Genomic DNA, 12,566 nt, shown 5'->3' with positions numbered 1-12,566 from the left:
ACAAACGTGGGAATCTCATTTAAATTAAACTTAAATTTTAAACCAAGAGCAAAGGTAAACGTTTTCACAAAATTGCTCAATACAATTGCTTATTTTTGATGCTGATGAAAGTTTTTAAATACATATTTTGGTTTTTGTACCGTATTTGGTTTTATGTTCTTGTAACGCTGCCAATTTTAGTGCTTTTTCCCGTATTATTAATATCTATTTCTAAGGAGTCTTGGTATCCGTTCTTTTTTAAACTGGCCCGAGGATGGGCTAAGTTTATTTTAATTGGGATGGGGTTTCGTTATAAAATTGAAAGAGAACAACTACCAGAAAAAGGCAAGAGCTACATGTTTATAGCCAACCACACATCTATGACAGATATTATGTTAATGCTAACTGCCGTTAAAAATCCGTTTGTATTTGTTGGTAAAGCAGAATTGGCTAAAATACCATTGTTTGGGTTTTTCTATAAGCGCACCTGTATTTTGGTAGATAGGAGTTCTGTAAAAAGTAGGCAAGCTGTGTTTTTAAGGGCCCAAAAACGATTAAAACAAGGTTTGAGTATTTGTATTTTTCCAGAAGGTGGCGTTCCAGAAGAACATATACTACTAGATGAATTTAAAGATGGCGCATTTAGGTTAGCAATAAACCATAAAATACCCATTGTACCTTTAACTTTTGCCGATAACAAAAAACGGTTTTCGTATACGTTTTTTAGTGGAGGCCCTGGGAAAATGCGCGCTAAGATTCATAAATTTATTTCAACGGAGGGCTTAACTATAAATGATACTAGGCGTTTAAATGAAGCTTCTAGAAGTGTGATTTTAGATCAATTAAAAGCGTTTTAAACTAAAAAACTGCTCTTGGGGAAGAGCAGTTTTTTCCAGATATTAATTTCCGAGCTTAATGGAAACCAATATCAATCTAACCAAAAACCTAAAATTTAATTCCGAAGCCGGTGTAAACCCCAATAAAGAAAGGTTGAAAATCACCAGACGTATTTTTAAATGTGTTTATTTGATATTTGAACATGGGTTCTAAATTCAAATTAATTTTTTTAGATACTTTGTAATTTAAGCCCAAACCAAAATTGGCACTATAACTTGTATTATTAATATTATCGTTTTCTTGTAAACGTGTACGCTCGCCTTCTACTACCGAAAAGGATTCGTAGTTGTTTAAAAACAACGAACTAAACCCTCCTATAACATTTACGCCTAAACGTTTTGTAGAAATAGCATATTGTAACTCTAATGGCACTTCAATAAAGCCAAACGACTGATTTATACTTGTATTTGCTGTTTCTAATGCCAAAATATTTCTAGATTTAAATGCTGTGGCACTCATTATAGAAACGTCTTCTCCAGCACTTATAGCAAGAGGTTCAGCCATATTACCAGACACATTACTACTTAGCGTGTGTAGGGTTTTAGTGCTCGCATTTGCACTTACAGATCTAAAAACCAAAACATCGTTAGTGTTGTAGCCTAAGTTTACCCTGTTTATTCCAGATCGTATGGTAAGCCTGTTGTTTAAAGCATAACTAGCATTAAGGCCATAACTCATGTTTACTTCCCCACTTTTGGAATTTTCATTAAAATCTGCACCAATGGTAGAGCCTTTACCTAAACTACTAAAGTAAACAGGAGCAGCGTTTGGTGCGATACTCCATTTGTTTGAAGTGGCAACCTCTGTGTTTTCCTCCTCAAGAAGCAATTTGTTTTCTTCTATAGCATCTTCAATAGATTGTGGTTTTTCTTTGGGGTTGTTTGTTGCAACTTCCGTAGTTTCTTTCTTCTTATTATTATTTAAAGCGGTATCTGTTTTGCTATTCTTAATGGCAGCCGCTATTGCAGTTGAATTTTGTGTAGGGCTGTGTACTTCATTATCAATAATATCAGTTTTATTTTTTAAGGTTGAATTGTTTTTTTCCTCAATTTTATTTTTAGAGTTGTAAGCTATATTCTTAGGAGCATCTTTTTTTAATAATGCTTTATTTTTAGAAATGCCTGAAGATGTTTTAGTATTTATAACATCTTTTGTGTTGTTAGAATTAGCTACTGAAGGGGCATGTTTTGTTGATTTTAAAGGGTTTTCAATAACTGTTTTATAAGTATTTGATGGTCGTGTACCTTCAACCTTATTTTCTTTAACATTAGAAATTACAGGGGTATTCGCATCATTAACAATGGTGCTGTTTATATTTTGGGACTTATTGTTAGTGGTATCTTTTTCCTCTTTTTTTTCGGTATCAACTATTTGTGGTGTAATTTGCTCGGTGTTGCTATTATTTAATAAAAGCGTACCAATGGTAAACATTAACAATAAAAGTGCAGCAGCCCCAGCGTAACGCCACCAAATTGGTATTACTCTGCGTTTTTTCTTCTTTTCGTTAAGCTTAGCTTTTATGTTATCCCACACCGCATCATCAGGATGTGCCTCAAAATCTTTAAAGCGCTCCTGAAATAATCTATCTATATGTTTTCTATCTCCCATTATAAGGATTGTAGGTTTTGCTTTTCGTTATGTTGCTCTATAGTTTGCTTCAAAATTTGTCTCGCTCTGGCTAAATTAGATTTTGAAGTACCTACAGTTATTTTTAGCATGTCTGCTATGTCTTTATGCGAATACCCATCGAGTGCATATAGGTTAAAAACCAATCTGTATCTGTCTGGTAATTCTTGTATAATTTGTAAAAGAAAGTTAATGGAGATTTGTTCCTCATCAACTTCTATTTCTACATCTTCGGTTATGTTTTCGTTAATAATATCAAAAACTTTTTCGTTACGGTAACGCTGTAATACTGTATTTACTGTTATACGTTTTAGCCATCCCTCAAAAGAGCCTTTGTACTTATATTGTTCAATTTTATTAAAAATCGTTAAAAATGCATCTTGTAAATTATCTTGTGCTTCTGCATAATTGCGCGAATACTTTAAGCACGTAGAAAATAACTTGCTCGAAAAGAGCGTGTATAATTCTCCTTGTGCTTTAGTATCATTTGCTTTACATTTTTCTATGAGTTGGTTTAAACTCAAGTTGATACAAAGATTAGTTTACACTTAATTTAGTTGGTTACAGGCACTTCTATTTCCAAATATATATCTTCGTCGTTCTCATCTTTTCCTTGCCAAAACTTAAATATATACGATCCATTACTGGTAACTTGAAAATCAAACGTAGCTGTAAGTGTTGTATCTGTTAAATCTACACAATCATTTTGCTCAAACACATTATTTACAACAGCAACTGTTCTTTCGTTATTATGTTTTGCATAGTAAAATTCGCGGAATACATGGCAATTTGAAGGTCTCTCGTAAGTTACGGTTATAGGGTATACTTCTCCTAATGTAAATTCATCTGGAATATCAACACTTTCAATAGGCAGTATTTCAATGTTAAAGTTTGTATTATCATCATCTAAACTGCATGAAAATAATAGTGTTACAAATAGGCTTAAAATAAAAAACTTTTTCATCTGTTAATTTTTAATTTAATAATTGCCAGATGCAATTCGCCTTAGATATTTTTCTTTAGATAGCGACATGATAACTAGGGCTAATTTCATAGACAATTAAATTTGGGTTTGTTTAATCTTTTATTTCTAGATGCAAAATATATTAAAAGGTTGCGTGTAAAAGTAAAAAATCCCGCTAGTGCAGGATTTTTTAAATTTTTAAGCAATATTTATTCGGTTTTTAAGGCCTCTTTTATCTTTTCTTCCAGCTCTTCAAAAAGTTCTGGGTTATCTTTTATAATAGCTTTTACAGCATCTCGCCCTTGCCCTAGCTTGGTTTCTCCGTAGCTAAACCAAGACCCACTTTTCTTTATAACATCGTGCTCTACGGCAACATCTAATATTTCTCCAACTTTTGATACGCCTTCACCATACATAATATCAAACTCTGCCATTTTAAAAGGTGGTGCTACTTTGTTTTTCACCACTTTTACTCGGGTTTTATTTCCTAAAACTTCACCGTTACTATCTTTTATTTGTGTAGATCTACGAATATCTAACCTTACCGAAGCATAAAATTTTAATGCGTTACCACCTGTTGTGGTTTCTGGGTTACCAAACATTACACCTATTTTTTCGCGCAACTGGTTAATAAAAATAACGGTACAATTGGTTTTGCTAATTGATGCTGTTAATTTACGCAATGCTTGAGACATTAAACGCGCGTGTAAGCCCATTTTAGAATCTCCCATTTCCCCTTCAATCTCACTTTTTGGGGTTAGTGCCGCAACAGAATCTACTACAACAATATCGATAGCACCAGAGCGAATTAAATTATCGGCAATTTCTAGTGCCTGTTCACCATTATCTGGTTGTGAAATGATGAGGTTGTCTATATCTACACCTAGTTTTTCGGCATAAAACCTATCAAAAGCATGTTCGGCATCAATAAATGCGGCAATACCACCTGCTTTTTGTGCTTCGGCAATGGCGTGCAGAGTTAAGGTGGTTTTACCTGATGATTCTGGGCCATAAATTTCAATTACTCGGCCTCGTGGATAACCACCAACACCTAGTGCAATATCTAATCCTAACGACCCCGATGGAATGGCCTCTACATCAACAACCGCTTGGTCGCTCATTTTCATTACCGTTCCTTTGCCATATGCTTTATCTAACTTATCTAACGTAAGTTTTAATGCTTTTAATTTTGCTTCTTTTTCGCTGCTCATTATGTCTTTTTTCTGTAAAAATTATGCAAGCTAAAATACTATATCTTTCTAGATGTTACAATAATAGTTTTCAACATTAATTATAAGGTAATGACTTGCGTTTATTTAAAAATGAAAAAATAAATTTAGAATACTTACGCAACCTTTTTGCTTTTGTTGCATCTACATAGTAAAGTGGGTAAAATTTTGCTGTGAAAAAGAAAAAATTTAGACTCTAAATCCCATTTATATAAAGCATTTGGCGTTTCAATTGTTGTATATCAGATTATAGGAAATTGTTAAGCCCATTGCAGTTAGCTCTTATTAAATTTACTATGAAAAAGAAAAATTTTAATAAAGAGTTACTCAAAAAAGCACTTCGTTCCTAATAGAAGTGCTTTTTTTATACAATTAATTTTCTGGGTGTTTTTATGTAAATTAAATACAACACCCAAGGAACAAATGAATTTAACTTAACCTTAAAATGGATACCCTATAGCAAAATTTAAGATGGGTGAAGACACATCAAAATTAAAACGTTCGTTTTCTGGTAACGACGGATTGTGGAATGGAGCTGCCAAATCAAAACGAATAACAAAATTTTGAATATCTACCCGAACGCCAAAACCCGTGCCCATTCCTAGTTCGTTTAAGAAGTTGCTAGTAAATTTATCTTTACCATTAAATGCAGGATTTCCTTTAGAGTTCCAAATATTACCTGCGTCTACAAATACAGCACCTTTAAAAAAAGAGTAAATAGGAAACCGGTATTCAATATTTGCTTCTAAGCGAATGTTCCCAGTTTTGTCAAAGAAATTAAATGTTCTGCTGTCGGTTTCGCTATTGTAAGTTCCAGGACCTAAAGACCTAATTCTAAAAGCTCTTACGCTGTAAGGGCCGCCAGAATAGTATTGCTTTACAAAAGGTACTACATCAGAGTTTCCATAAGCCCAACCATAACCAGCAAAAAGGCGTGTAGCCAATACTTGTTCGTTGCCAAAATTTAGGTGGTAATGGAAATCGAAATCTGCTTTTACAAACTGTGCATATTCTAGTCCTAAAAAGGTTTTTGGTGTATTAGAGGTGTTTGTTTTTCCTAACAGCCCAATAGTATTTCCAGAGGTATCAAATGTGGTATTAAAATAAAATTGGTGTCTTTTTTGGGCATCTACAAGCCCATTATATGTAAAGGAATAATTGAGTCCAGAAATGAATTGTTGTTCAAAACTGCGTCTTAAAAAAGGATTTTCGTCTAGTATTTCCTCAAATTCTGTTGTTGTGTTAGATAAATGCGTATAGTTAACAGAAATAGGGTTTATTTCGTGTGTTACATAACGGTTGGCATCCCAGGTATACCCAAATAATGCAGTTCCTGAAAGTAAGGTGTATAGTTTGGTGCGGTTAAGGTAATTTAAACTAATAGAGGTTTTTGTTTTAGGAATATCGTATTCAAAAAAATCCTCATTAATGTTTATTGGAAATAGTACTCTAGGAAATATTAGTTCGTTTTTAAACCCTAAATCCAAACTGCTTCTTCCTGCATTATCACCTGCTCCCAACTGTGTTTCGTAACCTACGGTAGACGATATGTTTAAAGTTTCACCACCACCAAACAAGTTACGGTTACTATATGTGAGGCCAAATGTAGGCCCAGAAAAATTATTGGATTTTGAAACCAGTTGTAATTCTGCTCGAATGGCGCGTTTGTTTAACGGGGATAAATAAATGTTGGTTTCTAAGGCGCCTAAGCTATCTGTCTGTAAAGAATCAATTTCCTTATATTGAATATTTACGTATTTATAGGCGCCGATATTAGATAAGCGACGTGCGGTGTTTCTGGATGTTTCGGGACTGTAAAGCTGTCCTTCCTCTAACTTTATAAAAGGATCGAGATATTTAGCCTTAAAGAACCTATTGTTTTGAATGTAATTTTTGTCGTTGTACCTAATAGTTTCTGTTTTAACAGAATCTGTAACTTCATAATTTGTATGAATGTTTACGGTTTTTATTTTATAAGGAATGGTGCTTTTTTCTGGAACAGCTTTTTTAAGTTTCAGGAATAGGTTGAAACGTTTGTTATCGTAACGGTTAGTATCGGCTTCAAATATTAAAAAGGTGTCATCAAAATTATAATATCCCTTATTTTTTAGGTTGTAGTCTATACGCTGGCGCTCCATTTTCATGTTCGTTAAATCAAAACGCATATTGGTTTTAAAGGGTGTGGTATCTACATAAGGTTGTATATCGTTGTAAATTTGTTGTGGCATGGAATCTAACTGATAGGAGGCCATTCTATAGGGCTTAGGCACTTGTACCGTGTAGTGTATTGAAGCTTTTTTTTCGGTTTCGTTAAATTCTGAAGATGCTCTACTGTAGAAAAACCCTCTGTTCTCCAGTCGGTTTAATAATAGGCGTTCTACTTCGTAGGCTTCTACATCCGACTGGTATACTGGTGCCTCACCAAATTTTTTATACAGCCAGCGGTTTATAAAACCAGGGTTTTCTTTTTGGTTTTTGTAATAATAATATAAGCCAAGGTGCATACCTAAAAAGCGTTTATTAGGTTCGGGGCGCAATACGGTGCTTAGTTCTGTTTTTAAACCTGTTTTATCTTTTACAATAGAATCTGGTTGCACCGTAAGAGTAGCACCTGTGTATAAACGTTCGTCTTCGGGAATGTATTTAGATACGCTACAACCGTACAAACTTACAGCAGTTATAATAACACCAAATATGTATTTTAAGAATAGTTTCAAAGCTAATGCAATTTATTTTTTTATGTCCTTAATGCTTTTGTTAGTGGTTTCTTGTTTTTCTTTTAATGCTTGTGCTGCTGCTTTTTTCTCTGCTTCCGTTTGTTTTTCTTTAGTAGTTTTTCCTTGTAATAAGGCCTCCCAAAGTTCATTAAATTTGTTGAATTCTTGTGTAAAAATTAGAGCAATACCACTCACTATGGTTTGTCCGTCTATTACATTTTCAAATTCATTACGCCTAAAGCCTTTAATGCGATAACGTCCGTTTTCTGTAAGCATATATTCAAGACTTACATTGCCAATAAGCGGTGTTGCTTCGTCTGCACTACTACTGCCTTGAATGTCTATTTCGCTTCCTACACGAACAATTAACCTATCGTTAAACAATTTTTTTTGTGCTGCAATATCCAGTTGGGTGCGTTCTTGTGGTGTAGCTCCTTGGTAATCGGTGTAGCTATCAAATCCAAAATCGAGTTCAAAACCTGTTTCTCCCAATAATTTATCTGAAAACACATTAAGTTGATCTGAAACGGCATCATTCAAATTATCTCTAGCAATAGATGCTACCCCTCCTGTGCTACCATCGCTTCCAGGATCTGGGTAAAACCGATTTAGAACTAACAATGAAAACACTTGCCTGTTAAGTTCGTCTTCTTGTTGGTTAAGTTGTTGTACTCTGCCAAATACTTGACCGCCAATAGCACCTTGCTCATCTTCTGGCATATCTAAATTAAAGTTAATTTTAGGTGCCATTAACTGGCCATCTATATTAAGATATACGTAAAAAGGTAATACTTGACGAAATTTTCCTTTCACCGACGGGTCGTCATCAGAAAATACAGGTGCCATTAAAGCAGACGCTGATGTTTCTACTTCATATAGCGCTTTTATATCTAGTTTTGCATCAAAAGGATCTCCAGACCATGTTACTTTACTCCCAGGGGTAACATTAAACCTTCGGTTTACCAAATTGTAAAGATTCATTTCGTAATGGCCATCTTGTGCCTCAAAAACACCAGCTAAGGTCATGTTTCCGTTAGGATTCATGGTAAAGTTTAAATCGCCATCTCCAGATACCATAAAATTATCGCCTGTATCTTCATTAAGTACTATGGTAGTTGTTGCTTCTTTTTCAATTTTAAAGAGTGCTGTAATATCATAGCCTTTTATGGTTGCCGTTTTTTCTTGGGTACGTGTTAAAATGGCATCGGGGTTTTCGCGGTTTACAAATACAACTACGCCATCGCGTTCCTCTACATCAACCGTTGCCGAGGGCAGTACATAAGTTACATTGGTGTTTTTGCCCATGGTAACATTCATATCTATTTTTGGAATTTGTAAATCGCCTGTAATTTTAGCAGAAGCGTTAAGTGTTGCTTTGCCGTATAAAAAGTCGTTGTCTTCTTTTTGGGCATTTAGAAACTGAAAATTGTTGGCTGTAGCCTCTAAATTAAATGAAGGATTAATAAAGGGTTTAGTGTTTACATCACCAGAAACCACAAATGTATTTTTATTTTCGTCTCTAATGGTAAAATTGTTAACGCTAAAACCATCATTGTCAATGTTTAAAACCTCGTTTTTTAAGGTGAAGGCAGCATTGAACATTGCTAGTTTAAAATCGGCATTTTTAAAATTTAACTGTCCTTGATATTCTGGTGCTTTTGTTGTGCCATTCAATTTAAAATTCCCTGAAAAACTACCATCGGTTTCTGTTATTTTACCTTGTGAAAACCCTGTTAAGGCTTTCATGTTAAATTTATTAATATCTAGATTTAAATCTAAGGTTGCTCCAGCGCTTTTAGCTGTATAATTCCCTTTAAGATCTAAATCTATTTCGCCCTCCTTAAGTGTAGTATTAACATCGTAGCTATTACTACCAAGCGCTTTAGCATCTGCACTTAATATGCCTAAGTTTACATTCATTACATTAAGTTGTGTAACGTTTAAATTTGCTAAAACTCCTGTGTTGTTAAAGGGCTCTTCGAGTATAAAGTTTCCATTTAAAATTCCTGAACCTAATTGTGTTTTTGGATTCAAATAATTTAAAACTTCACTTATTTTAAAGTTTTTATAAAGTATGGCGATATGTTGTTTTTTAACCGATGTTAATGTATCGGTAACCTCAATTGATTGTGTGTTTTTATTGATTTTAAAATTTTGAAATGCTAATTTATTTTCTGTTAGAATAATCTCATTATTTTTTGGAATAGACCACTCATTTTTATTCAAAATTAATTGCTCTGGCAGCACATGTAATTTAAGGCGCTCGCGGTTGCCACTTATGTTTACATCTGCATACATCATTTGTTTATCCTTATGGTATGCCGAAAAATTTAACCCTAATTCGTTATTGGACTGTAGGCCAGATATTTTGGTTTTAGGTATATTAAATGGGCCAGCATTTAGGGCGTTAAACTTTAAATTGAATACAAATTTATCTGTGTCGGTATCCATTGCAAAAGCGAGACTGTCTAATTCCACACCGCCATAATTAATGTGTGGCGCGGTAATATTTGCTTTAAGTTGGCGTTGTTTTTCATTAAAGTCTACATCAATATTTATGGTGTCTAAATCTTTAACATTTACAAAAAACACCTCAGACAATACAGGGGCTTCGCTAATATTGCCACGTAATTTTAAATTTACGGGGTTGGTATTAATGCTATCGGGCTTTTTTTCATCAAGGAAAAAATAACTTGCGATATGTCGTTTTAATGCCCTACTAAAATTTTGTGGGTTTGTGTTAGATTGTAAAGACACATCAACCACCTTATTTTTTATACTTACCGAAGTAGTATCTTTTTTTACAAAAGCCGTAGCGTCTATACTGCCTAAAAGATAAGCGTTATTATCATACACCATTACGCCATCGTTAACACTGGCCTTAACTTTATAATTGGTAGCGTTACCCTTAAAATTGGCATTAATTTTCATGCCAGTTTTAATATTGCGACTCATTAACCCCAAAGCCTGTAAATCGGCACCCTCAATATCTAGTGTAATTTGGGCTTCTGGCGCCACAGTATCTAAAATAGTTTTTGCATGTAACCCTATGTTAAGGTTATAATCTTTGTAGTTTGATGTTATTAAGCCTCTACCGTTTTTAATGTCGCCAGTAATTGCTAAATCTTTTATAGCGTAATTATTGTATTTAAAACTGGAGATGTTTGTTTTAAAATTGGCATCTAGATTGTTAATGGTTTTTCCCTTGCCATTGGCCTGTAAAGTTAAGCTTACTGCGCCCAATTGTTTGTTTTTTAGTAATTGGTTTAGCTTATAGTTTTCAATAGCAATATCGGTTTTAAACGCTAAGGTATCTTCATTTTTAAAATATCCGTTAATTGTGGCGTTTCCTTGCGATGTAGATATTGTAGTGGTTGTAGTTACAGCATTTATATTGCCGTTTATGGTTCCTGATACCTCTATGTTTTTGGGTAAATTTACTCCTAAATCTTTTTCGTTTATAAATTTAGAAATATCGTTTTGCGTGGTTGATACTAAAAATTTAGGAAAATTAAATTGCAGACTATCCTGTTGGGTTGCATTTAAAATATTGCCTTTTGCCGAAATTTGTGTAGCATCGCCCCAATGGGCAGTAACGTCCTTTATATTAATATCTGAGAGAAACCCATTTGCTATTATACGACCTTCAAGAGATTTTTTACTTAATGTTTTAAAATAGGTATTGTTTTTTAATTGCGGTTGTACCAAAAACAAATCTTGGAGTGCCAATTTAAACAACGGAACGCTTAGGTTTACCTTTGTTTTTTGGGGTGTTTGCATTAATGCCGAAAGATTAGGATAGCTTAATTCTAAACCAGCGTGTAATACATTAGTGTTTAAGTCAGTTTTAAAATCTGTAATTTTTAGATTGCTATCCGTAGCGTTTAGTGAGAGTTGCAATGCATTAAGGTTAATGCCCGATGTTTCTTTAAATGTACCTTTTTCAATGGTAATATTGGCAGCTTTGTCTTTAAGCCTAATATTGTTTGCTACAAGATTTAGGTTGTTAAAAACAAGGGCATTGGGATTAAAAACATCTTTTTTTTCTAGAGCGCCATTAGTGAAATAGCTAAAATTATTATCCTGTAGAGCTATATCGTCCATAGTAAAAACTACATTGGGCCATACAGATGGTTGTGGGGAATTTTTAAGTGTTTGGGGAGCATTTTCTTTAGTTTCAGTTTGAATAATAACTGATGATTCCTTTAAATTAAACACTCCAAAATTAAACGTATTGGTTGCTAAATTGGCATTTGGAATTTTTGTATAAAGTTCCTGTATATCTATCGTTGCGGTAATATTATCTATGTAAGACTTATAATTTGCATATACCTCTTTTATACTAAGATTATCAACTGTAAAAGCGGGTAGTAGGGGCGCTGCGGCATTAGGGTTTTCTGGTACAGGGTTTTGGGTGTATTTTATGTTAGAATGTAGCAGTTCTAGATTTGATGCTTTAAAAACCATATGTTCCACGTTTGTGGTTTCCATATCGGCGTGCAGTTTTCCAATTTTAAAATGGCTGTTAATACCAGCTACTGCGTCGTTAAAAACAATATTAAAATTATTAAGGTTTAAATCTCCCAATACTAAATTTAAAGGGTTGGTATTTGTTGTGGTAGTTGTAGTATCTGTAGTTGCTAAAGCATCTATTAAAAAATTAAAATTATAACCATTAATAGAATCTTTTCTAACAATATTTGCTTTAACACCTTCCCAGTACAATGCATCTACACCTATTGCCTTTCCTGTGATAACGGACCATAGCGGAATATTTGCTTCTAGCGATTTAGAGTAGATTAAAGTATCGCCTTTGGTGTCTTCTAGGTATAAACCATCTAACTGTATATTGCCCCCAAAAGTTACAAATAATTTATCTACAGCAACTTTGGTATTTGTTTTATTAGAGATATAAGACACTATGTTAGTTACAATAATGTCTTGCCCCCATGGGCTTCTTACAAAAAGTATTAAGAGCAATAAAAAAAGAATAATGCCCAAAGTAATTTTACCTATTACTTTAGGTATGCGGTAGGTTCTGTTTTTATGGGTATGCTCTTTTTTGTTTTTACTCACCTAGCTGTTTGTATGCGTTTACTATTTAAACTAAAATTGTATTTACAAATGTATGGCGTAAAAAAGTTATGTATTAAT

Annotated in this window: 7 protein-coding genes; 1 reads left to right on the top strand and 6 read right to left on the bottom strand. The window is 33.8% G+C overall.

Annotation, left to right across the window (positions count from 1 at the left end; all coding sequences use genetic code 11):
• The first annotated feature begins 104 nt into the window (after positions 1–104).
• The gene (locus tag CLV33_RS06775; RefSeq protein ID WP_105473259.1) at positions 105–836 is read left to right on the top strand and encodes a lysophospholipid acyltransferase family protein; all 732 of its coding nucleotides are present in this window, start codon (positions 105–107) and stop codon (positions 834–836) included.
• Positions 837–924: 88 nt separating this feature from the next.
• Here the strand turns inward: CLV33_RS06775 and CLV33_RS06770 are convergent, their stop codons facing one another.
• The 6 genes from CLV33_RS06770 to CLV33_RS06745 all read right to left on the bottom strand — a co-directional run bounded on the left by CLV33_RS06770 (position 925) and on the right by CLV33_RS06745 (position 12,488).
• The gene (locus CLV33_RS06770) at positions 925–2,484 is read right to left on the bottom strand and encodes an outer membrane beta-barrel protein (protein ID WP_105473258.1); all 1,560 of its coding nucleotides are present in this window, start codon (positions 2,482–2,484) and stop codon (positions 925–927) included.
• A complete protein-coding gene (locus tag CLV33_RS06765) occupies positions 2,484–3,026 on the bottom strand; it encodes an RNA polymerase sigma factor (protein ID WP_042240471.1) in 543 nt (180 codons plus the stop codon). The genes CLV33_RS06770 and CLV33_RS06765 overlap by 1 nt, the downstream gene beginning before the upstream one ends.
• A gap of 29 nt (positions 3,027–3,055) precedes the next feature.
• Positions 3,056–3,466: a hypothetical protein gene (locus CLV33_RS06760; protein ID WP_105473257.1), complete on the bottom strand. Its 411-nt coding sequence runs from the start codon at positions 3,464–3,466 to the stop codon at positions 3,056–3,058.
• 209 nt (positions 3,467–3,675) lie between these two features.
• The gene (recA, locus tag CLV33_RS06755) at positions 3,676–4,677 is read right to left on the bottom strand and encodes a recombinase RecA (RefSeq protein WP_045371543.1); all 1,002 of its coding nucleotides are present in this window, start codon (positions 4,675–4,677) and stop codon (positions 3,676–3,678) included.
• A 458-nt stretch (positions 4,678–5,135) separates the two neighbouring features.
• Complete coding sequence (gene tamL, locus CLV33_RS06750) at positions 5,136–7,412, bottom strand: translocation and assembly module lipoprotein TamL (RefSeq protein ID WP_105473256.1); 2,277 nt, start codon at positions 7,410–7,412, stop codon at positions 5,136–5,138.
• Positions 7,413–7,424: 12 nt separating this feature from the next.
• Entirely contained in the window at positions 7,425–12,488 is a 5,064-nt protein-coding gene (locus CLV33_RS06745) for a translocation/assembly module TamB domain-containing protein (protein WP_244906396.1), read from the bottom strand.
• Positions 12,489–12,566: the final 78 nt, after the last annotated feature.

Origin of the sequence: Jejuia pallidilutea (genome assembly GCF_002973595.1) — a bacterium.
GTDB lineage: Bacteria > Bacteroidota > Bacteroidia > Flavobacteriales > Flavobacteriaceae > Jejuia > Jejuia pallidilutea.
The sequence above is the reverse complement of the archived record's forward strand: the minus strand, read 5'-3'. Positions and strand labels throughout refer to the sequence as shown.